At 43.0% G+C, this 21755-nt stretch carries 21 protein-coding genes; 13 read left to right on the top strand and 8 right to left on the bottom strand.

Features of this window, described 5'->3' with window-relative positions; all coding sequences use genetic code 11:
• Window positions 1–2: 2 nt before the first annotated feature.
• Window positions 3–584, bottom strand: a complete 582-nt coding sequence (locus B5D77_RS00985; RefSeq protein WP_106908103.1) for a DUF1997 domain-containing protein — start codon at window positions 582–584, stop codon at window positions 3–5.
• A gap of 802 nt (window positions 585–1386) precedes the next feature.
• Between B5D77_RS00985 and B5D77_RS00980 the strand changes: the two genes are divergently transcribed.
• Window positions 1387–1842 carry a response regulator transcription factor gene (locus B5D77_RS00980; RefSeq protein ID WP_173915178.1) on the top strand — a complete coding sequence of 152 codons (456 nt, stop codon included), beginning with the start codon at window positions 1387–1389 and terminating at the stop codon, window positions 1840–1842.
• Here the strand turns inward: B5D77_RS00980 and B5D77_RS00975 are convergent, their stop codons facing one another.
• Window positions 1843–2025: a hypothetical protein gene (locus B5D77_RS00975; protein ID WP_002734024.1), complete on the bottom strand. Its 183-nt coding sequence runs from the start codon at window positions 2023–2025 to the stop codon at window positions 1843–1845. It lies immediately after the preceding gene.
• Window positions 2026–2312: 287 nt separating this feature from the next.
• Between B5D77_RS00975 and B5D77_RS00970 the strand changes: the two genes are divergently transcribed.
• The 3 genes from B5D77_RS00970 to truB all read left to right on the top strand — a co-directional run bounded on the left by B5D77_RS00970 (window position 2313) and on the right by truB (window position 6039).
• On the top strand, window positions 2313–3884 hold the full coding sequence (locus B5D77_RS00970; RefSeq protein ID WP_106908101.1) for a hydantoinase B/oxoprolinase family protein: 1572 nt from the start codon (window positions 2313–2315) through the stop codon (window positions 3882–3884).
• A 121-nt stretch (window positions 3885–4005) separates the two neighbouring features.
• Window positions 4006–5052, top strand: a complete 1047-nt coding sequence (gene tsaD, locus B5D77_RS00965; RefSeq protein WP_008201690.1) for a tRNA (adenosine(37)-N6)-threonylcarbamoyltransferase complex transferase subunit TsaD — start codon at window positions 4006–4008, stop codon at window positions 5050–5052.
• 105 nt (window positions 5053–5157) lie between these two features.
• Complete coding sequence (gene truB / locus B5D77_RS00960) at window positions 5158–6039, top strand: tRNA pseudouridine(55) synthase TruB (RefSeq protein ID WP_106908100.1); 882 nt, start codon at window positions 5158–5160, stop codon at window positions 6037–6039.
• A gap of 195 nt (window positions 6040–6234) precedes the next feature.
• Here truB and B5D77_RS00955 read toward each other — a convergent pair whose 3' ends face one another.
• The 5 genes from B5D77_RS00955 to B5D77_RS00930 form a co-directional block, all read right to left on the bottom strand.
• Window positions 6235–7728, bottom strand: coding sequence for a thymidylate synthase (locus B5D77_RS00955; RefSeq protein ID WP_106908099.1), 1494 nt, complete (start codon window positions 7726–7728; stop codon window positions 6235–6237).
• On the bottom strand, window positions 7665–8357 hold the full coding sequence (gene tmk, locus B5D77_RS00950; RefSeq protein WP_008201695.1) for a dTMP kinase: 693 nt from the start codon (window positions 8355–8357) through the stop codon (window positions 7665–7667). The genes B5D77_RS00955 and tmk overlap by 64 nt, the downstream gene beginning before the upstream one ends.
• Before the next feature lie 25 nt (window positions 8358–8382).
• A complete protein-coding gene (locus tag B5D77_RS00945) occupies window positions 8383–9768 on the bottom strand; it encodes an NAD(P)/FAD-dependent oxidoreductase (RefSeq protein ID WP_008201698.1) in 1386 nt (461 codons plus the stop codon).
• A gap of 411 nt (window positions 9769–10179) precedes the next feature.
• Complete coding sequence (gene hisIE / locus B5D77_RS00935; protein ID WP_008201700.1) at window positions 10180–10815, bottom strand: bifunctional phosphoribosyl-AMP cyclohydrolase/phosphoribosyl-ATP diphosphatase HisIE; 636 nt, start codon at window positions 10813–10815, stop codon at window positions 10180–10182.
• A gap of 389 nt (window positions 10816–11204) precedes the next feature.
• On the bottom strand, window positions 11205–11846 hold the full coding sequence (locus B5D77_RS00930; RefSeq protein WP_106908098.1) for a PEP-CTERM sorting domain-containing protein: 642 nt from the start codon (window positions 11844–11846) through the stop codon (window positions 11205–11207).
• A gap of 1118 nt (window positions 11847–12964) precedes the next feature.
• Here B5D77_RS00930 and B5D77_RS00925 point away from each other — a divergent pair.
• From B5D77_RS00925 to B5D77_RS00885, 9 genes are all read left to right on the top strand, one after another.
• Window positions 12965–13576 carry an IS607 family transposase gene (locus B5D77_RS00925; protein ID WP_008201712.1) on the top strand — a complete coding sequence of 204 codons (612 nt, stop codon included), beginning with the start codon at window positions 12965–12967 and terminating at the stop codon, window positions 13574–13576.
• Between the two features lie 228 nt (window positions 13577–13804).
• Complete coding sequence (locus B5D77_RS00920; protein WP_106908097.1) at window positions 13805–14821, top strand: thiamine phosphate synthase; 1017 nt, start codon at window positions 13805–13807, stop codon at window positions 14819–14821.
• Between the two features lie 261 nt (window positions 14822–15082).
• Window positions 15083–15292 carry a sulfur carrier protein ThiS gene (gene thiS / locus B5D77_RS00915; RefSeq protein ID WP_002751314.1) on the top strand — a complete coding sequence of 70 codons (210 nt, stop codon included), beginning with the start codon at window positions 15083–15085 and terminating at the stop codon, window positions 15290–15292.
• A gap of 33 nt (window positions 15293–15325) precedes the next feature.
• Window positions 15326–16462 carry an anhydro-N-acetylmuramic acid kinase gene (locus B5D77_RS00910; RefSeq protein WP_008201719.1) on the top strand — a complete coding sequence of 379 codons (1137 nt, stop codon included), beginning with the start codon at window positions 15326–15328 and terminating at the stop codon, window positions 16460–16462.
• Window positions 16459–17229: a peroxiredoxin-like family protein gene (locus B5D77_RS00905; protein ID WP_106908096.1), complete on the top strand. Its 771-nt coding sequence runs from the start codon at window positions 16459–16461 to the stop codon at window positions 17227–17229. Before B5D77_RS00910 ends, B5D77_RS00905 begins: the two co-directional genes overlap by 4 nt.
• A 336-nt stretch (window positions 17230–17565) precedes the next feature.
• Entirely contained in the window at window positions 17566–17859 is a 294-nt protein-coding gene (locus B5D77_RS00900) for a ferredoxin (protein WP_008201722.1), read from the top strand.
• 210 nt (window positions 17860–18069) lie between these two features.
• Window positions 18070–18771 carry an MBL fold metallo-hydrolase gene (locus tag B5D77_RS00895; RefSeq protein WP_106908095.1) on the top strand — a complete coding sequence of 234 codons (702 nt, stop codon included), beginning with the start codon at window positions 18070–18072 and terminating at the stop codon, window positions 18769–18771.
• A gap of 22 nt (window positions 18772–18793) precedes the next feature.
• A complete protein-coding gene (locus B5D77_RS00890; protein ID WP_008201726.1) occupies window positions 18794–19339 on the top strand; it encodes a rhodanese-like domain-containing protein in 546 nt (181 codons plus the stop codon).
• Between the two features lie 215 nt (window positions 19340–19554).
• Entirely contained in the window at window positions 19555–20451 is an 897-nt protein-coding gene (locus tag B5D77_RS00885; RefSeq protein WP_106908094.1) for a sulfite exporter TauE/SafE family protein, read from the top strand.
• Between the two features lie 18 nt (window positions 20452–20469).
• Here B5D77_RS00885 and hemC read toward each other — a convergent pair whose 3' ends face one another.
• On the bottom strand, window positions 20470–21429 hold the full coding sequence (gene hemC, locus B5D77_RS00880; RefSeq protein WP_106908093.1) for a hydroxymethylbilane synthase: 960 nt from the start codon (window positions 21427–21429) through the stop codon (window positions 20470–20472).
• Between the last annotated feature and the right edge of the window lie 326 nt (window positions 21430–21755).

Raw genomic sequence — 21755 nt, 5'->3', positions numbered from 1 at the left:
ATTTAACTAAGGGAGAGATCGAGAATGGTTTCGGGGTAATTTTGGGCAATAATATCCTGTTTAGCCCATTGTTGGTAATCTTGCAACAATTGACTCATTAAACGCTGTTTAATCCGCAATAAAACCCCTTTTAGGAGACTATTGCCGGTGATTTCTAACAAGGGACGCGGGGTTAACCATAATGGCGGTGGTAGGGCGACTTTCACCTCAAGATTGGCTTTTCCCGCTAGATAGGTTTGATTATTTTTTTCCACAGGAGCGAGTTTGCCTTTAACATTGAGGCTAAAGCGATCGTTGATATAATCAATACCTTTGATCTGACAGTCTTCTGATTGCAAAAATATCGTCCCCCCAGAGGTGGCCCAGACATTGAGAATAACCGTGGGCTGAAAATAGTACAGATCCAAGAAGTTTAGGGGACGCATTTTTAGGCGAAACCGATGTTCAGACAAGTGTTCTGTTAAGCTAGTCTCAACGATAGCCTGTACTAATCTTTGCGGTTGGCGCAGATAATGCTGAATCGGGATGGTTTGTTCAGCAACAACAATTTCTAGGGATTCGGCAGCGGTAAAAGTTACTTCCATAAGTTGGCTATCTTAAATTTGTCTCCCTTCTTAATTTTACTTTACAAAACTTATACTTTTCGACAGTCCAGATGTAGAAATTTTATCGCTAAGAGGGGACACAAACCAGATTTTTGCCCAAAGTTAGGCTTTTTTCAGTGATCAGTGATCAGTGGGGGGTTTTAAGTAAACAGTGGGGGAGAAGGGGAATTATGAATTATGAATTATGAAGTGGGAAGAATAAATAAAAATAATCTCCTGACTCGGAGAATTCTAGCCCAATGGTAGATGTTGGATTTTTACAGGAGTTCTATTTTCCGACAAAGATAAGCAAAAATTATCTATTGACTCCAAAAGCTTGAGAATATTTAAATTAACATTCCGCAATATTTACAAATTCTTAAGAATTAATTGAGAAAGATTTTTATTTAACAACGATGTTGTAATGGTTACAGCGATTTGATATAATTTCATGGTGGGTTACTTTGTGCTTTTTTGGGCAGCAATGGTTGAAACCCTTGCCACACCTACAAGGTGATCCTAATTAAAACGGGTAAATTAGTCAATTTCACCGACAACGACGATCTTTTTTTTGTGTAGTTTTATTGCAAAGAAAAAGTTTTTTTGACAAAAAGCACAAAGTGTGATATGAACGAACGTATTTCTGGCTGCCAGTAGTTATTGCAGAGTGGGAGTTGGGGAGAAGGGAGAAGAGCAAAGAGAGAAGAGAGTGGGGGAATTATAAATTATGAATTGGGGAGATGGGTGATGGGGTGATGGGAAGTGTCGTGAAGTTAAGTCCAAAAGATCAACAGGCTCTACAATGATAACAAGTGAGACCTCTAGGGAAAGGAAAATAATCATGAAGCCGATAGACCTAATTAAAGTCTTGATTGCCGACGATCACGATCTAACTTGTTTAGGACTCAAGACTTTAATTTCCCAGCAGCCGCATTGTCAGGTGGTGGGAATTGCGGTTAATGGTCAACAGGCGATCGACTTGGCGAAAAGTTGTCAACCAGATGTAATTATTTTAAATATAGGGATGCCTGTCTTAGATGGACACAGCGCCGCTATTCAAATCAAACAATTCGACCCTTATATTCGCATTATTGCCTATAGTTCCTTGCCAAAGCTTCCAATGGAAAAAAATAATCAAAGTACAGCTTTTGACCTATACTGCTCTAAAGATATATCTTCCCAAGCTCTGATCAAAGCGATCGATGACTTGGGAAAATTAGCACAATCGGACAAAGATCAATTCCGTCGAGTCGGATAGTTAACTAAGTTTTTCTTCAGGAAAAGTTGCTTGAAACTCATCGAGCAATTCATCTAACTCCTCAAGAGCTTGATTAACATCTAATCTCAGTCCGCCAATGTCGGGTTTATCGCGCAATTGCAGTAAATAATCGCGTTTATTAGCCATTTGTTTCACTTTATCGATCAAGCTGGTTTTATCCATAATTCACCCTCTGGTACTGACTGCGATTATATATCAGTCAGCCCCTATCAGTGAACAGTGATCGGTGAACAGTGAACAGCCAGTGATCACCAGTAAGCTGTTGACTATCTAAATTACTCGTTAAGATTGCAGGGGAGTGCCAGAGCCGCGGAGCAGGGAGAGGCAGTTTGAGCATTTGTACTAAAATTTCCAATTAAATTCAGTACAGCTTAACTGATAACTAATCACTGATAACTGATAACTGATAACTGATAACTGATAACTGATAACTGATAACTGATTTTCCTATGTCCCCTCTCAATTCTCACCGCACAGAAATAACTACCGTTGCCGATCCTATTTATCTAGAAATCTTTAAAAATCTCTATCAATTTATTGCCGAAGAAATGGGGATTACTCTCCAAAATACGGCAGCAAGTGTCAATATTAAAGAACGTCTAGACTTCTCCTGTGCTATCTTTGATGAGGTAGGAAACTTAATCGCTAATGCTCCTCATATTCCCGTCCATTTAGGTTCTATGGCCGATAGTGTTAAAAGTTTAATTCAGGATAAAGGTGAGACGATTCGTCGGGGGAATGTTTATCTAGCTAATAATCCTTATAATGGCGGTACTCACCTGCCGGATGTCACAGTAATTAGTCCTATTTTTGATCGCCAAAATCAGGAAATATTATTTTATCTTGCCTCCCGGGGACATCAAGCTGATATCGGTGGCATTACCCCCGGTTCTATGCCTCCCCACTCTGTCCATATTAGCGAAGAAGGAATTTTATTCGATAATTTTTTGCTGGTAGCGGCGGGACAGTTTCGGGAACAAGAATTAATTAATCACTTAACTAATAGTCCTTTTCCTGCACGCAATATCGCCCAAAATATTGCCGATTTTCAGGCACAAATAGCTGCTAATGCTAAGGGAGAAAGAGAATTACATAATATGGTTGATCGCTACGGATTAGCTATGGTTAAAGCCTATCAACAGTTTGTTCAAGATAATGCCGAATTAGCGGTGAGAAAAGCTATATCTGTCTTGAAAGATGGCGAATTTACCTATTATCTAGATAACGGTGCTGTCATCAAGGTCAGAATTACCATAGATATTGAAAATTGTCAAGCAAGCATCGATTTTACTGGCACATCTAACCAGTTAAATAATAACTTTAATGCACCCCTGGCAGTGACAAGAGCGGCGGTTTTATACGTTTTTCGTACCCTTGTGGAGGAGGCAATTCCTTTAAATGCTGGCTGTTTCAAACCCCTCCATTTAATTATCCCATCTGGCTGTTTTCTTAATCCCGTTTATCCAGCAGCCGTAGTAGCGGGAAATGTGGAAACTTCCCAGGCTATAGTTAATGCTTTATACGGCGCTTTAGGCATTCAGGCAGCCAGTCAAGGAACGATGAATAATTTCACTTTTGGCAATCAAAAGTACCAATATTATGAGACTATTTGTGGCGGTTCTGGTGCGGGGGCAAATTTTGCGGGAACTGCTGCCGTACAGACCCAGATGACTAATTCCCGTCTCACCGATCCGGAAGTATTAGAAATGCGCTATCCTGTGTTAGTAGAAAGTTTTAGCATTCGCCCCGATAGTGGCGGCAAGGGACAATATTCTGGAGGTGATGGTGTGATTAGAAGAATTAAATTTCAAGAGTCCATGACTGCTAATATTTTATCGGGTAATCGCCAGATTCCCCCCTTTGGACTAGCGGGAGGAAAAGCCGGTAAAATAGGACGTAATGTCGTGGAAAGAAACGATGGAACTATCGAAGAATTGCCCGGCACAGCGACTGTAGAAATGAACCCTGGTGATATTTTTATTATTGAAACTCCCGGCGGTGGTGGCTATGGAAATTGCTGAACGATAATTTTAATTAAGTACCTAAGCAAAATTAAGTAAGTGGTTATAATTAAATTAAAGATGGATTCCCCCTTAATCCCCCCTTAATAAGGGGGGTTTCTGACGATTTACTGATTAAATCATGACAATTATCTTAGCGATCGAAACCAGTTGCGATGAAACGGCTGTGGCTATTGTTAACCATAACCGTGTGTTGAGTAGTGTGGTTTCTTCTCAAATTGATCTCCATCGTCTCTATGGCGGTGTTGTGCCAGAAATGGCCTCCCGACAACACTTAGAAACCATTAATTTTTGTCTAGAAAAAGCTTGGCAAGAAACGGGTTTAACTTGGTCAGAAATTGATGGAATAGCCGCCACAGTTGCCCCCGGTTTAGTAGGTGCTTTAATGGTGGGAATGACGGCAGCCAAAACCCTCGCTATTGTCCACGATAAACCCTTTATCGGCATTCATCATCTCGAAGGTCATATCTATGCTTCCTATCTAGCTGAATCTGATCTTAAACCTCCTTTTTTATCTCTTTTAGTCTCTGGAGGTCATACCAGTTTAATCCATGTGCAGGGCTGCGGTAAATATCAACAATTAGGAACCACTAGAGATGATGCAGCCGGAGAAGCTTTTGATAAAGTGGCACGATTATTAAACTTAAGTTATCCCGGAGGTCCGATCATCGATCGCATGGCTAAAGATGGTAATCCCCAAGCTTTTCCCTTACCTGAAGGTAAAATATCTTTACCTTCCGGCGGTTTTCATGCCTACGATTCCAGTTTTAGCGGTTTAAAAACTGCTGTTTTGCGCTTAGTAGAGAAATTCGAGCCAGATAATTTACCCGTAGCTGATATAGCCGCTAGTTTTCAAGATACGGTAGCCAGAAGTTTAACCCGTCGGACAATCAATTGTGCCTTAGATTATGGTTTAAAAACTATCGCGATCGGGGGAGGAGTGGCTGCTAATAGTGCCTTGAGAAATCATCTGGAAACTGCCGCCAAAAATCATGATTTAACCGTCTATTTTCCGCCGCTTAAACTCTGTACTGATAACGCCGCTATGATTGCTCGCGCTGCCGTTGATCATTATGATCTTGGTCATTTTTCTGACCTTTCCCTCGGTGTTCGTTCCCGTTTACCTTTAAGCGAAGTTATGCAATTATATAATACGTCAGATTTTTAGCTATCAGCCGTCAGTATTCAGAATTGAGGAGATTGCTTTTATCTATTCTCCCCATCACCCCACCACCCCACTTCATAATTCATAATTCATAATTGATAATTTATAATGTTTGGCTTTTTAAATCTCAATAAACCCCCCGATTGGACTTCTCACGATTGTGTGGCCAAAGTCCGAAAAATTCTTAAGACAAAACGAGTCGGCCATGGCGGAACTTTAGACCCTATGGCTACGGGAGTCTTACCGATCGCCGTCGGATCTGCCACCCGATTACTGCCCTATTTACCCGAAAATAAGGCTTATCGGGCCAAAATCCAGTTAGGACTCAGCACCGATACCGATGATATTACGGGAAAAGCGATCGCCACTTGTCCCTGTGGCGATTTAACTTTAGAGGCAGTTAAACCCCATTTAGCGGAATTTATTGGCAATATTGCTCAGATTCCGCCGATGTATAGTGCTATTCACCAGGATGGTCGCCGTCTCTACGAATTGGCTCGCAAAGGGGAAATAATCGCAGTGGAGCCTCGTCAGGTCAAAATTGACCAAATTACGGTTTTAGGCTGGTTAGAGGGCGAATTTCCACAAATAGAGCTAGATATTGACTGTGGATCGGGGACTTATATCCGTTCCCTGGCCAGAGATTTGGGCAAGGTGTTAGCTGTGGGTGGCACTTTAGCCAGTTTAACTCGCACGGAAAGCTGTGGTTTTCAATTAGCCGATAGTATTAATCTGGAAGCGTTAATGGCTAATTCCGAGAGTTTAATTTCGCCTCGCATTGCCTTGGCACATCTAGACTGGATTTCTTTGACACCAGAGAAAGTTATCGATTGGTTTCACGGCAGAAAAATTAATCTCACCGATACAAATGTTATGATAGGTTCTCTGGTTGCCGTGGAGTCTTTAGAGGCTCAATTTCTCGGCATTGGTGAGATAGTTGTCAGAGAAGATGAATACTACCTACAGCCTAAAATAGTTATTCAGCAATAGGGTTAATAATGGGTAGATCTGATGATTACTGTTCACCCTTCACTGAAAATAGGTCCCAATTCCCAATTCATAATTCATAATTCATAATTCCCAACTCCCAACTCCCAATTCCCAATTCATAATTCCCAACTCCCAATTCCCAATTCCCAATTCATAATTGATAATTCATAATTCATAATTGATAATTCATAATTCCTACTGGTCTTGTATATACGGCTGATTATTCTTGAGACAGTTGTATGCCTTTTGTAGTTCGATTCCCAGATAACCGATATGTTCGGGAATAATTGCGGGATTAGTAGCGGCAAGCTCGCGGATTAATTTGAGGGGATTTTTGCCTTGATAACAGGCGACAATTTCCCCACTGCCGGGGGTAGTTTGTTGGAGAAGAATTTGTTCTTTTTCCACAGAAATCAAAAAGTTACCGCTAGGGTCAAAAAAATCGCGCTGATTGACAATTTTATCGTACTGGGTGGCGATTAATCGTTCGACATTTTCCCAAGTATCATCGTATATATGGGCCGATTGACTGATAGTAATCAATGGACCCATTGATAAATTGTAGTCAGAGCGCTTACTAATCTCATCTCTAATATGTTGCTGTAAAGCGCGCAATCCCATGGCATTTGCCGGCCAAGCGGCAAACATATCATTACTTCTAAATATTGCAGTGAGAGACAATTCATTTTCCACCACTCGCACCCAAATATGATTTAAACAGGGACTACCTCCCTTTTCGTGGTCTTTCACATCCCAGAGGGACATAACTGCACTAGCGGCGTCAATTTCTGAGATTAATTTATTGATAACCTGTGCAATTTGGTCTCGACCAAACCAAGAGCGCAATCTTTGACCGTAGGTGTATTTAACTCCTTGGTGTATAGGGGAATCATCGAGAATTTGTCCGATATATTCGGTAAGAAAAGCTCTATCTATAGGCAAATAATTAGGTTCGGGAAAATAAAAGTCTGAGGGTTCATTTGTGACAACGGCCATTAGGTCAATTAATTCTTGCCATTTACCATCATATCCCGTCGGTCTAATTGTGCCAGTGGTTTTAATCTTTTGGAGAATTTTTACCCAAGTTTCGGCAATAGTTTTGCCTTCAATGCGATGACCGTATCTTGTCCCGGGTAGGAGAGAAGGAAGATTTTCTAAGAGGGGAAAGATTAAGGGTTCTCCCCAAGTTGGTAAGGGAGATTGTTCTGCATAATTTTTGACAGTTTCAATCGCTTCTGGGATAGATTTAACCATTTGGTATTGAATCGATTGACGTAATTTTTCGAGAGTTTCTCGGTCAATTTCTTTGTCAATATATCCCGTGATAGAAGAATTAATTAGCCAACATTCTCTACCTGTGTCACTTTTTCCTGACTGAAATCCTTGACTAAAAAAATCTAGCAAACACTGACAGCTACCAGAGTTTTTATCTTCCTTAGTCGCATTGAGAATAACTAAATATCTAACGTGGGGATTTGCTATTAAGTTTCTCAGCAGGGGACTAATTCCTCTGGTGGGACTATAAAGATTACCAATTACTGCGTATTGGTCGGTATTTAAATGTTTAGCAAGGGACTGTTTTACTGTCCATCCCGTGATAATTGCCGTTTGGCCGTGACCGCAGATTAATTGATTGGGTTTATAGTGGGGTTGGTAGATGAATTTAGGGGTGGTTTCTGTACTAAGCATGGATTTAAATTAATTCGGTCAAGATAATTAATAATATTTTGGTGAAGCTGTTCTATTGTATCACTGCCATCCAGTTGTAAACAATTATCTTTATATTCTTTAAATATATCCAGAAACATCTGACGAACTTTGATTAATTTTTCTTGTTTTTCGTACACTTCTGTGATGGCTCGGTTTTTAATTCTTGCCAGAGAAATATCGGGAAGAACATCGATATAAATGACTAAATCGGGATTGGGAAAATGTTGATTTAACTGCCTAACAAACGCAAATTCTTCGGGATTATTGCAATTGTAGGCCAGGGAGGAAAAATAATAACGAGTAGTGATAACGTGGGTTTGTTCTTGGTGAATAAGTTTAAAAACGCCATCGTGATCATTATATAAGTGATAATGGCGATCAGCTGCAAACAGATAAGCCATTTGTCGGTCAAATTTATTTTGATCTTGGATAGAAATAAGATTAGTTTGCATTATTTCTCGAATCAAACGACCGATGACTCCCTCGGAAGGTTCTGGACTTAAAACTGCTTTTTCCCCTCGCTTGAAAAAATATTCTTGTAGGAGTTTTGCTTGGGTACTTGTTCCAGATCCGTCAATACCTTCAAAGACAATAAATTTCGGTTTCATAATTTAATCTTCCTTCTCAATCTAATTATCTAAATAATTTTTTTAGCCAAGTTAACCAAGATTTTTTCTGGGGGATTAATTCCGTCATTTCTCCGATAATCTCTCCCATACTTCCCCAAGCATAAATATTTTTATTGAGGGATTGTATGGTTAAATTTTCTTGTAAAGCTAAACTGATAATACTAATCATTTCTGCTGCTTGATTACCGACTATTTGCGCTCCCAGTATTTTACCATCTTGTCGGTAGATTAATTGACAAAATCCCGTGGTTTCCCCCCAGATTTGCTGTGAGACCATATTTTTAATTGGATAGTTGATCATCTTTACCTGCTCACCATAGCTGTCCTGGTCCGCTTTTCCGGTTAAACCCACCCAAGCAATAGCCGGATCAAAAGCAATAAATGAGGGAATTTGATCGGGATTAAAGTTAAATTTTTCTCCCGTGAGCAGATGCTTGACTAACCCAAAAGCGGCCCGGTGATTTAAAGTAGGATCGGGATAATTATTTCTGAGTAAATTTAGAGCATAAATGCGGGAATTATCGGTTTGTAACTGCTGATTAACCTTGATTAATCCTTGTTCTAGTTTCACTCCCACCCCGACCAAATTTAATCCCTGTTCATTGACTTGATAATTACCGGCAAAAATCAGATCATCAACTTCGATAACACGATTACCTAATTGTAGCCATTTTTGACCCTCGATCGCTTTCACTTGACTAGGACAATAGCCGGGTAAAATCTTAATTCCTTCCGCTTCTAAAATGGCAGTAACTAAAGAGGAGATTTCCTGATCAATATCCGGTAGTAGATAACTATCCTCGATAATTAAGCTAATTTCTTTCCCCAAACGTCGGAGAATTTGGGCTAAACTCACAGCCATGCTGCTGTTGCCAATAATCCCTAAATGTTGTCCCAACTTGTCTAAATTTGGCTCTTGCCAAAGGGTTTGAGCGGTAAAATAATTAACATCATCTAAGCCGAAAATTTTCGGGACTTGCGGAGAAAAATCCGGGGCGATAAGATAGTGTTTAGCCAACAATTGCCGACCGTTAACCACGAATCCTAAATGGGGCAGCCGGACAAATTCCCCCCCACCCAGGATCACGTCTATTCCTTCCGTGGCTAATCTTGCCAAAGAATGATATTTATTAATAGTTTTATCCACTTCCTCTAACCATTGCCGCAACCGTTGCCATTGGGGATAAATAGCCGTTTCTTGCCAATGATTAAGCAGTTTATAGAGATGGATAATTTGGCTGTAGCCCTTGCTAAAAATGTCCTCAGATGCCTCTAAATTGTCCCTAGAAGGCTGTTGCACTAAAGCCACCCTTTTTTTGAGGTGAACAGCCAACAAAGCCGCTTCTATCCCCGCAGGAGTGGCACCGATAATTACTAAGTCGTAAACCACAAATATAAAGTAAAAAGTCAAAAGTCAAAAAAGGTGTTGGGGGTTTTGGGGTGTTAGGGTTTAAGGGTTTTAGTTGAAATTCCCCCACTTCCCCACTTCCCCACTTCCCCCCGCAACGCGCACGAAGTGGTCTCCCCATTTCCCCATCCCCCCACACCCCACACCCTACACCCTACACCCTCTTTCAAGTCAGGAGTCAGGAGACGGTATTCAGGAATCGGAAACTTAACACTTAAGTAGGGAGGCACAATTATTTGTAGGATGGGTTAGCGGTAGCGTAACATAATCGGGCGTTGGGTTTCATGCTTCAACCCAACCTACGTTCATCTTATATTTAATTCCACCCACCCACTTAAAACTCAAATCTGATAACTGATAACTGATAACTGATAACTGATAACTGATAACTGATTACCGGCGCCGGTCTTGCAGTTTTTTATAGACATCTCGCAGGGGGACTTGATGATAGGCGAGGGCGACGAGGGTATGATAAAAAAGATCGGCCACTTCTGAGGCAATAGCATCGCCATCATTATCTTTGCAGGCCATGACCACTTCTGCCGATTCTTCGCCGATTTTCTTGAGAATTTTGTTATCTCCTCCGGCCAAAAGTTTACAGGTGTAGGATTCCGGATGAGGCTCGTCTCTGCGATCGCAAATTACCTTAAACAATTCCGAGAGGGTGTCGGCCGCTGGCGGTGATTTTTGCGAATTTACTTGGTGAAAACAGCTTCTTTCGCCGGTATGACAGGCGATATCACCGATTTGCTCAATCGTCAGCAGGATAGCATCACTATCGCAATCGTAGCGAATTTGACGCACTTTTTGGATATGGCCCGAGGTGGCCCCTTTGTGCCACAATTCTTGACGAGAACGACTCCAATACCACGCTTCCCCAGTGGTGAGGGTTTTTTCGAGGGATTCCCGATTCATCCAGGCCATCATTAACACTGTAGCATCAAGATAGTCTTGAGCGATCGCCGGCACTAAACCCTGGGGATTATAAGCGATCGCGTCGAGGGGAATAGCGGAAAGTAAAGAAGACATCAGTTTTTCGCGGGCAAGAAATATGGTGGGACAAATTACCCAAAGCTTAATTATATAGCCTTGAGGAATTCCCCTAAATGGCCGCACAGAATTACACTTTACAATACTCTAATTTTTCCCACCGTAGGGGCGAATTGCCCTCGAGGGGAGGGCGTACGCGGTACGCCCCTACAGAATACGAATTTTCCCCACCGTAGGGGCGAATTGCCTTCGAGGGGAGGGCGTACGCGGTACGCCCCTACAGAAGTTGATTAAAAACCAAAATCAGGTCTTGACTTGTGTTAGAATCAACACTTAAGAAAAAGTTAGAAATCCTCCCAGGGCATCTAACCTTTAGCTATTCTTCTTCAACGTCACAGTTATCAATGTCTTGCACACATTGGTAACTGTTATTTTTGCTTATTGAAGCGGGAAACCAATCCTAAACCACCCACTGCCAGAAGTCCGAGGATAGTACCCGGTTCGGGAACGGTTGTTTGACGGAAAGAATTTTGGAAGTCTATTAGACCTTCAGTGGCGCCACCAGTATTATTTAGGGTATTTGTGACGGTCAACAGTTTCTTGGGGGCGATAGGGATGAAACCGCTAGCAGGGACCGGTGAGCCGTTAGTTGAAACTAAGACATTAGGTACCTCAACAAATGTCTCGGTTACAGTCCCGTAGTTGGATGTTACGTTTGAATCCAGGTCAACCCCGACAATATAATCGGGGGAGCCAATGACCTCGATTGTATATGTGAAAGACCCGGAATTGACATTAGCCATAGCGGGACCATTCATAGCATCGTATACGAAATAATAATGATCACCCATCCCCATCAGCGCAACATCATCCACCGCCTCGGCCCCAATGGTACCCGAGACGAACGTAACTTTTTTGTCCCCTTCAATAAGAGGAGTTCCGCTCGTCCAATCCGCCCAACTTAACATCGCGGCACTGGCACTGGTAGCGGTAAGCACTGCGCCGGCGAGAACCCCAATGGCTAGAGAGCCAGAAGCAAAAGTTTTGGTTAATTTGTTGGTTGTCATCATAACTGAATCATCCAGCGTTAATTGTGTGTACTATAGCCATAAAAAGAGGTTAAACAATCGTTAAGCTTGCTGATACCCTTTTATTTGACCTAACATAATTATAGCGAAACTCTTCAACAAAAAACAAATGTTTTAGAACAGGGTGAGCGCATCTCAAATGCTATTGACCATTGGACTATTTTGTTATTTGCTTGCTGTGTGGGCATTTCAAGTGATACCAGTCAATCAAAATAGTTAGTAATTCTTAATATTTGGTCGATTTTTGCTTAACAATTGAGATGGTAAATTCTCCTCAAATATTCCTGAATCCCCCTCTGGGTAAGCAACTCACATAAATCAAGTTCATTTTGTTAAGGATTGTTAAGATGCGCTTCGCTTACCCTGTGTTTTAGAAAATTATTTTTCGACAATACCTATATATTTTTGTCCAATTTACAGCAGTTCTCCCCGAATATAATTACCCAAAAGTTTATAAATATACCCAAGCTTTTTGGTGAAAGTTGGACAAATAAACAGGCTCTACTTAAAAAAAATCTCTCAATTCGTTACACAACTTAATCAAGAGAGGTACAATATATAAAACTTAACAGTTTTGACAGTCAAAACTGTAGTTCGATGGCAATCAACTCCCTAACGGGGAAAACGGGGGGAAGGCAATTCATCCCCACAGCAAGGTCTTTTTAGTCCCCTAAAAATGTCACCCCAAAACCCCCGGACAAACTCAGGTTTTAGAAAGACCAAAAATCCCGTTTAATATCTCTATCTAAAGAGGTATGACTAATTTTCCTAAATCATCTATAGTTGCTGGTGTAGGGCAATGGCAGTATAAAAGTGGACAACTGACTGTCTAAAGTTGGACGATTCTCTCTCGAGAAATTTCTTTAATTAAAACTGGATTAAGTTAAGTAGTCGGACATAAATTCTGTTCTCTATCTTAAGAAATGTAAATTGCCGCAATTCTTACTGACTCCTGACTTGAAAGTGGCAAGTGGCAAGTGGCAAGTGGGGAGAATACACAAAAGCTGTCTCCTGTCTCCTGTCTCGGAGTCTCCTGACTCCTGACTCCCAGTCCCACCAACAAACTTTTTCAGCAAACCCTACTTAAAAGCTTATATACTATGAATACCCTCATCACTATTCGAGAAGCCTCGGATTTGCTCGGAGTTAGCATTAAAACCCTCCGGCGCTGGGAACAACAGGGTAAAATTGCCTCAATTCGTACCCGCGGCGGTCATCGCCGATTTCGACCAGAAGATCTCTTACAATCTGGTCAAGCAACCCCATTGATTATTGGCTATGCTCGTGTTAATCGACCTGAACAAAAACCCCAATTAGACACCCAGATAAAAGCGTTAGAATCCTTTTGTCGTCAGCAGGGTCAACCCTTTGAAATTCTCACCGATATCGGCAACGGAGTCAGCCACAATCACCCTAATTTTATGCGTCTAGTGGCGATGATTTGTCAGGGTGAGGTGAAATGTCTAGTTTTAACCCATGCGGAAACTGTCAGTCGCTTTTGTCATGATTTTATTTTGGGTTTGTGCAGTCTCTTGAATGTCCAAGTCATTATCCTCAATCAACCCCATGAATCCATTGCAGACGCGGATTTAGTCGAGGATATCCAATCCCTCGTCACCATCTGTTACAATAGTCTCTACCCAATACATGACCAGGCTCATCAGCAATTACTAGAACACCTAGGGGCGCTTAAGAATATCCGTGTGGGTTAAAATTATCCTTGGCCTGGGTTTCTCATCCCTCTTTTTAGTTGTCTGATGCCGCCTCTACTGTTCCCCGAACCAGGGCCAAGAATAGTAATATCTTAGATGATAAAGAGAATATGATCCCCCCTTGCCCCCCTTAAAAAAGGGGGGAAAACCAGGAAAGTTCCGTTTTCCAAGCTGGATTGAGGGGGATCAAATTGGCTGACGGCTATAATCACTCCCCATTGACGGCAAATGAAACTAGAAACCACGGCGATTAAACGGATTATCGATGCTAACCTTGACCGCGCCAGAGAAGGACTGCGAATTATCGAAGAGTGGTGTCGTTTTGGCTTAGATAATCCCGATTTAGCCCAAGAATGTAAAGAAATGCGCCATCAATTAGCTAGTTGGCACTCGATCGATCTTAAACTACATCGGGACACGGCCGGCGATATCGGCAGGGATTTAAGCCATCCCAGGGAAGAAATCCGGGAGACTGTCGAGGGACTGCTGCAGGCAAATCTGGCTCGCGTGCAGGAGGCCTTAAGGGTTTTAGAAGAATACGGTAAACTCTATGATCTGGAGCTAGGGATAGCCTGTAAACAGCTGCGCTATCGGGTTTATCAGCTAGAGAGTAAACTATTAATCTCTCCACCTCTGGAAAAACTGAAAGCCTCTCCTCTCTATCTAGTCACTTCTCCTGCCGAAAATCTCTTAGAAATCGTCGAATTAGCCCTAAAAGGGGGGTTAAAATTGGTGCAGTACCGCCATAAAACCGCCGCTGATACCATTCGTTTAGAAGAAGCTGCTAAACTCTGTGAGTTATGCCACCGTTACGATGCTTTGTTTATTATGAACGATCGCGTCGATATTGCTCAGGCCATTCATGCCGATGGTGTTCATCTCGGCCAACAGGATGTACCGGTTTCCCTAGCGCGGCAATTTCTCGGCCCAACGGCAATTATCGGCAGGTCCACCACTAATCCCCAAGAGATGGCCAAAGCAATCCAAGAAAAGGCCGATTATGTGGGAGTCGGTCCTGTTTATGCCACCCCCACCAAAGCCGGAAAAACCCCGGCAGGATTGGAATATGTCCGTTATGCGCGGGAAAATTGCCCTTTACCCTGGTTTGCGATCGGTGGTATTGATAGTAGTAACATTAAAGAGGTTTTAGAGGCAGGAGCGCAACAGGTAGCTGTAGTCCGGGCCATCATGGAAGCGCAGCACCCCGATGTGGTGACACAAGAATTATTAACCCAATTAAAGTAGGGTGTGGGGTGTGGGAATTATGAATTATGAATTATGAAGTGGGGTGTGGGGTGTGGGGTGTGGGAATTATGAATTATGAATTATGAAGTGGGGTGTGGGGTGTGGGGAGGGGGAATTATGAATTATGAATTATGAATTATGAAGTGGGGTGTAGGGTGTAGGGTGTAGGGTGTAGGGTGTGGGGTGTGGGGTGTGGGGAGAAAAAAGCTGTCTCCTGTCTCCTGAATACTCCGATTAATTCATTTGTTCGTATCCAAATCCATGTCAGAAATAACCTTGCAAATTAACGGCAAAACTCAAACCTGTTTACCCGCAACTAAACTACCGCAAATGTTAGAAAATTTGGGCATGAATCCTCGGTTAGTGGCAGTGGAATATAACGGGGAAATCCTCCATCGTCAGTATTGGGAAAACACGGAAATCAAGGAGGGGGATAAATTAGAAATTGTTACTATTGTCGGGGGGGGATAAAATAATCAACAATCGACACTTGAGGGAAAAAACTTGTTAGTTATCGGTTTAATGAGTGGCACATCGGTGGATGGTATCGATACCGCTTTAGTGGAGATTAGCGGTACAGTGGAATCTCCACAGGTGCAGTTCTTAGCAGGGGAAACCTACCCCTATTCCCCCCGATTACGAGAGACAATTTTACAAGTCTGTGGGGGAGAAAAGCTATCTATTGAAGCTTTAGCCAGCTTAGATGATGATATAGCCGCAGAATTCGCCCAAGCCGCTTTAAATATCCAAAAAGAAGCCCCAAAAGCCCAATTAATCGGCAGTCACGGTCAAACCGTTTTTCATCGACCCCCCGAAAACGATCGCCTCGGTTACACGGTACAATTAGGACGGGGAGCAGCGATCGCAAAAATCACCAGTATTCCCACCATTAGTAATTTTCGCGCTGCCGATATCGCCCAAGCTGGTCACGGTGCGCCCCTAGTGCCGAAAATTGACGCTTATCTGCTTTCTCACCCCACCAAAACCCGCTGCGTCCAAAATATCGGCGGTATTGCCAATTTAACCTATCTACCCCCCCGACAAAGGGAAAATTGGCAGCAAAAAATTTTCGGTTGGGATACTGGCCCCGGCAATGTCCTTATCGATTTGGCCGTACAATTTTTGAGCCAAGGCCAACAAACCTACGACCATAACGGTCAATGGTCGGCCCAGGGTCAACCCTGCTCCGAATTAGTTCATAAATGGCTACAGGAGCCTTATTTTCAACAATATCCCCCTAAATCCACCGGCAGAGAGTTATTTAGCCCCGCCTATCTAGCCCAATTGCACCGGGATGCCCAAGCTTATTGCCTCAGTCATGCCGACTGGTTGGCCAGTTTAACCGATTTAACCGCCATTTCGATCGCTCACAGCTATCAAACCTTTTTGCCGGAAATGCCCGCGGAAGTGCTGCTCTGCGGTGGTGGCGCTCGTAATGCCTACCTGCGCCAACGACTCTTAGCACATTTGGGGTCAAATGTCAAGCTTTTGACCACTGATGAGGTAGGATTAAATAGCGATTTTAAAGAAGCGATCGCTTTTGCCCTCTTGGCCTATTGGCGCTGGCACGATTTCCCCGGTAATTTACCGCAAGTCACGGGGGCAAAAGCAGCGGTTTTATTAGGAGAAATTTATCTATGAGCAGCATATATGAAATATTTTCAACAATTCAACGCCAAAGGGTCAGCGATGGGCAAATAGTGCCAATTTTAAGCGATTGTACTGATTACAAACGTCTTTTAATTCTTGTTTGGCCGCAATTGGGAGATTTTGACAGTCTCGAATACGCTTGGTGGTTAGAAAAAGAGGCAGCCCTTTGGCAAAATGCCGGGATATCCATTCGTGCCATCGGTATCGGCGATCGCAATTCAGGGTTGAAATTCGCTGAATATACGAAATTTCGGCAAGATTGGCTTTTTGTTGACCCCAAAGCTGAATTACATAATTTATTAGGACTGTATCGCGGTTTATCGTTAAAATTACCCAGATTTTCTCCTGGGCAAAATGCCTGGTTAAATCTAATTTTGATGTGTGCGGGTCTGGGTAGTCCGGGGACTCTGGCCGAAGTGCTGCGGGGTTATCTTGGCGATCGCAAAGCTCCCCAATTAATTGCCGAGGAGGAAACAATGCAAGCGCGGCCTTTACCACCTTTCCGGGGTTCCCTATTCAATCTTGCCGGGGGTGAAGGTTTTCAGCGACCTTTTGAATTAGCCACCCTGAGACTCCGTAATATGGGTCAAGTTTTGGGCAATTGGTCAACATATATCCCCGATAGTAGTTATCTCACCCAACGAGGAGGGACTTTTTTATTTGATAGTCAAGGAAATTTACTCTATGAGCATCGCGATCGAGCTATTTTGGGCTTTGCTGAGAATATGAGTTATCCCCTCGCTTTTTTGCGGGATTAAGCTTTTTTCTTCTGCATCTCACCCACTCCCAACTTTTGCCTTTTACCTTTTCTAGCTGATAGCTAAAAAAATTTAATGTTATCCGACTACTTAATTACCTAAAGATTGATGAAATTATTTGACGATTGATCCACAACTATCGGGGGTTATTTACCCAAGAGATAAGTAAATATTATTTTAAGTTTATTTAAAGATGTCATTACTAATGCTAAGTTGAGCCTGGTGAATTTTCCCGTAGTATCAAAAAGGAAACTGATTCGACCCGTTCAGTTTAAACGGGGAGAAAAGGCATTTTGAGACTGCCGTTTTCACTAGATTAATTAAGAGGAAAAACCTATGGCAACTTATAAAGTCACCCTGAAAACACCCGGTGGCGAGCAGACAATTGATGTTCCCGATGATGAATATATTCTCGATATAGCAGAAGAAAAAGGATTAGCTCTACCCTCTTCTTGCCGTGCTGGTGCTTGCTCTAGTTGCGCTGGTAAAATCGAATCTGGTAGCGTTAATCAGTCCGAACAATCCTTCTTAGATGCCGATCAAATTGAAGCGGGTTATGTCCTCACCTGTGTGGCCTATCCGACTTCTGACTGTGTGATCGTCACCCACAAAGAAGAAGATTTGTACTAATTTAACTCAATATTTGGGGGTTAGATACTCCAACAATGCAACAGGAATAAAGCGGGAACTGTAAGAGCGACAGTTCTCGCTTTATTTGTATTTTGGCTCTTGACTCGACAGTGAGATACAGCCCAAAAATTAATCCTGCCAGAGGTTTCCTACAAATTTATAATTATATGGTAGTATAGTTATAAAGCTATGTAAGGGGAGTCAGAGATCATGCTATTCCGTCAGATGTTCGATCCCGAAACCAGCACTTATACTTATTTGATTGCCGATCCCGTCAGCAAGGAAGCGGTATTAGTGGATCCAGTGCGGGAACAGGTGGAAAGGGATGATCGGCAATTACGGGAGCTAGGATTAACGCTAAAATATTGTTTAGAAACCCATATTCACGCCGATCACGTCACAGGAACTGGAAAATTAAGGCAAATCACAGGCTGTCTGGGTATAGTTCCCGAAAATGCTCAAGTAGCCTGTGCCGATCGCCATCTGGCGGGTGGAGAGGAATTGTTACTGGGAAATATCACCATCAAAGCGATTGCTACTCCTGGCCACACCGATAGTCATCTAGCCTATTTAGTCAATAACAGTCATATTTTGACAGGAGATGCCCTATTTATCCGGGGTTGTGGTCGTACCGACTTCCAAAGCGGCGATGCTGGTACTCTCTTTGATTCGGTCACGCAAAAACTTTTCACTCTTCCCGATAGTACCCTAGTTTATCCCGGCCACGACTATCGCGGTTTAACTGTCTCCACCATTGCCGAAGAAAAACAATACAATCCCCGTTTTGTCGGACGTAACCGCAGACAATTTATCGAGTTTATGAACAGTCTTAATTTACCAGATCCCAAAAAGATCATGGAGGCGGTTCCCGCTAACCAAGGCTGCGGCAATTTAGGAGTTGTTTTAACTTAAATATCCATTCAGGAGATTAACGATGACCCATACCACAAATCAAGCAAAATTACTAGAATTTGATGCCCATACTTTAAAAAACTTAATTGAGCGCCGAGAAGTTTGCTTAATCGACGTGCGAGAACCGGGGGAGTACGCCAGCGATCGCATTCCAGGGGCCAAATTAGTACCACTTTCCAGTTTTAACCCTAATTCGATCGCTTTTGACCCCAATCAAACCCTAGTTCTCTATTGTAATTCCGGCAGCAGATCCACTGTAGCGGCACAAAAACTGATTGCGGCAGGATTTAGCCAAGTTGCCCAGCTAAAAAACGGCTTAAATACTTGGAAAAGTGCGGGTTATGCTACAGAAAAAGACCAAAATGCGCCAATTAGCCTATTTCGTCAGGTGCAGATCGTCGCTGGTTCCTTAGTAGTCCTCGGAACAGTATTAGGAGCCTTTCTCTCGCCTTGGTTCCTGATTTTAAGCGGTTTTGTCGGTTCTGGTCTAGTTTTTGCGGGGATTAGTAATACCTGTGCTTTAGCTATGCTTCTGGCTAAACTTCCCTACAATCAACCCCATCAGTAAGCAGTAAGCAGTAATCAGTAATCAGTAACCAGTAAATAATAAAATATGATTTCCTGATAACTGATAACAAGAGAAGAATCTAAAACCTAAGATGTACTTAGTTTCTAGCCTTCTTTTTAGGTAGGAGAATTGTCAGATTCTTTACTTGGGGCCTGTTGCCTTCAGAAACTGATAACTGATAACTGATCACTGATCACTGATAACTGATAACTGAAATGACTTGGTTAATTGGACATTTATTAGCCGTTTGTACGGGGATTAGTCTGGGATTGTTAGGAGGAGGAGGTTCTGTACTAGCATTACCGATTCTAGTCTATGTGATGGGAGTACCGACCAAATCGGCGATCGCTATGACGCTTCTAGTCATTGGTAGTGTTAGCTTACTTGGCACGATTCCCCACTGGAAAAAAGGCAACATTAACTTAAAAACCGCTTTTATCTTCGGTTCTGCCACGATGATAGGGGCTTTTTTGGGAGCAAGATTAGCCACATTACCCTTCGTCACTGCCACCTTCCAGATGCTCCTGTTTGCGACACTAATGCTCCTAGCGGCAGCCTTTATGATTAGTAGATCAACACAGATAGATAATCCTGATTATAAAGCCCGCGATCGGCAAAAAAATCTGACTCTCTACCCCCAACCAGTCTGCCGATATTGCTGGCTCTGGTTAATGAGCGAAGGAATCGCTGTGGGTGTCCTGACGGGATTAGTTGGGGTTGGGGGAGGCTTCGCTATCGTTCCCGCACTGGTATTATTGGGCAAAATCCCCATGGTTCAAGCGATCGCCACTTCCCTGCTGATTATTTTCCTCAATTCTGTAGCGGGATTATTGGGCTATTTAGGTCATATTAGCGTCGATTGGCAGTTAACCCTATCTTTTGCTTTTGCGGCTGCCCTCGGTACTCTTATCGGTTCCTATCTGGGACATTTTGTGTCCGCAAAACAGTTACAAAAAGGTTTTGGTTATTTTCTCTTAGCGATCGCAACTTTAGTTTTAATTCAAAATCGTCACATCCTGCACAATTTCCTGACTCCGAAAGGCAATTCTATCATCCCGGCGGAAAAGGTGAGATTTATTCAGCCAACCCTACTTAAGACTGATAACGGATAACCGATCACTGATAACTAATTATCGGCCCACTTCAGCGAAAATCTCGGCTAAAATCTCTCCAGCACCAGCCTCGCACACTTTATGGGCTAAATCTCGTCCTAAGACTTCCCCATGGCTAGGAGCGCCGCTAACCGAGTCCTTAATCAGGCGCTTACCGTCGAGACTAGCCACCATACCCGTTAAAGTTAGGATACCATCCTCGATCGCCGTATTCACTCCGATGGGAACCTGACAACCCCCCTGCAACTCCCGTAAAAAAGCGCGTTCAGCATAGCATCTATCGCGACTAGGGGCGTGTTCCAACACTTTTAGGACTTGCAAAACCTCCGCATCTCCATCGCGGCATTCTATCCCTAAAGCCCCCTGTCCCACCGCATGGAGAGAAATTTCCGCCGGAATAACCTGATGAACTCGATCGCCTAATCCTAACCTTTCCAGTCCCGCTACTGCCAGAATAATCCCGTCGTATTCTCCTGCGTCCAGTTTGGCCAGACGGGTGTTAACATTGCCGCGCACATCTTTAAAAGTCAGATGGGGATAATGGTAACGCAACTGGGCCAATCGCCGCAGGGAAGAAGTCCCCACCACCGCACCTGCCGGTAAACTGTCTAATTGATAGTCTTGGTTTTGGCTATTTACCACCAAAGCATCGGCCGGATTAACTCTTTCCGTGACGCAACCCAAGATTAAACCTTCCGGTAAATTAGTGGGCAGATCCTTGAGAGAATGAACAGCAAGATCGATCGATCTATCCAACATTCCCAGTTCTAATTCTTTGGTAAATAAACCCTTATCACCGATTTTCGCCAGGGCCACATCGAGAATTTTATCGCCTTGGGTACTCATCGTCTCCACCTCAAACTGTCGATGGGGGTGGTGTTTACTCAATTCTGCCTGTACCCAATAGGTTTGTACTAGGGCTAACTGACTTTTACGCGAACCGATACGCAGGGAACGAGGAGGACTAGAAACGGACATATCTGAACTAGGAATTTAAGTAAACATCTATCTGACTGCTCGATCTAGACTATCCTGATCTCACCCCTGTTGAGTAATCACTTTCTCGGTTAGGCATAAATAGTTACATCTCTTAATATTTTTAGGCAAATAGGGTGAGGGTAATTACCCATTTCTCCTTTTCTGGGAGAGGGGAGTAGGGTGAGCGGTTAATACCATTTTTCTTTATTCTTGGCAGCTATCTTACCCCCCCTTGCCCCCCCGACGTCGGGGGGGTTGGGGGGGTGGGGGTGAGCGGTTAACCATCTGTTTTTTGGACTGCCAAAAAAGCCGAAAAGTCCTATGCT

Source organism: Microcystis sp. MC19 (assembly GCF_003019735.1).
Lineage (GTDB): Bacteria > Cyanobacteriota > Cyanobacteriia > Cyanobacteriales > Microcystaceae > Microcystis.
The sequence above is the reverse complement of the archived record's forward strand: the minus strand, read 5'-3'. Positions and strand labels throughout refer to the sequence as shown.

Coding starts and splice junctions, on each gene's coding strand:
- hemC (WP_106908093.1), bottom strand. CDS start 21,429: ATGTCCGTTTCTAGTCCTCCTCGTTCCCTGCGTATCGGTTCGCGTAAA.
- B5D77_RS00970 (WP_106908101.1), top strand. CDS start 2,313: ATGTCCCCTCTCAATTCTCACCGCACAGAAATAACTACCGTTGCCGAT.
- thiS (WP_002751314.1), top strand. CDS start 15,083: ATGTCAGAAATAACCTTGCAAATTAACGGCAAAACTCAAACCTGTTTA.
- tmk (WP_008201695.1), bottom strand. CDS start 8,357: ATGAAACCGAAATTTATTGTCTTTGAAGGTATTGACGGATCTGGAACA.
- tsaD (WP_008201690.1), top strand. CDS start 4,006: ATGACAATTATCTTAGCGATCGAAACCAGTTGCGATGAAACGGCTGTG.
- B5D77_RS00895 (WP_106908095.1), top strand. CDS start 18,070: ATGCTATTCCGTCAGATGTTCGATCCCGAAACCAGCACTTATACTTAT.
- B5D77_RS00980 (WP_173915178.1), top strand. CDS start 1,387: ATGATAACAAGTGAGACCTCTAGGGAAAGGAAAATAATCATGAAGCCG.
- B5D77_RS00925 (WP_008201712.1), top strand. CDS start 12,965: ATGAATACCCTCATCACTATTCGAGAAGCCTCGGATTTGCTCGGAGTT.
- B5D77_RS00920 (WP_106908097.1), top strand. CDS start 13,805: ATGAAACTAGAAACCACGGCGATTAAACGGATTATCGATGCTAACCTT.
- B5D77_RS00900 (WP_008201722.1), top strand. CDS start 17,566: ATGGCAACTTATAAAGTCACCCTGAAAACACCCGGTGGCGAGCAGACA.
- B5D77_RS00930 (WP_106908098.1), bottom strand. CDS start 11,846: ATGATGACAACCAACAAATTAACCAAAACTTTTGCTTCTGGCTCTCTA.
- B5D77_RS00975 (WP_002734024.1), bottom strand. CDS start 2,025: ATGGATAAAACCAGCTTGATCGATAAAGTGAAACAAATGGCTAATAAA.
- B5D77_RS00890 (WP_008201726.1), top strand. CDS start 18,794: ATGACCCATACCACAAATCAAGCAAAATTACTAGAATTTGATGCCCAT.
- B5D77_RS00905 (WP_106908096.1), top strand. CDS start 16,459: ATGAGCAGCATATATGAAATATTTTCAACAATTCAACGCCAAAGGGTC.
- B5D77_RS00985 (WP_106908103.1), bottom strand. CDS start 584: ATGGAAGTAACTTTTACCGCTGCCGAATCCCTAGAAATTGTTGTTGCT.
- truB (WP_106908100.1), top strand. CDS start 5,158: ATGTTTGGCTTTTTAAATCTCAATAAACCCCCCGATTGGACTTCTCAC.
- hisIE (WP_008201700.1), bottom strand. CDS start 10,815: ATGTCTTCTTTACTTTCCGCTATTCCCCTCGACGCGATCGCTTATAAT.
- B5D77_RS00885 (WP_106908094.1), top strand. CDS start 19,555: ATGACTTGGTTAATTGGACATTTATTAGCCGTTTGTACGGGGATTAGT.
- B5D77_RS00955 (WP_106908099.1), bottom strand. CDS start 7,728: ATGCTTAGTACAGAAACCACCCCTAAATTCATCTACCAACCCCACTAT.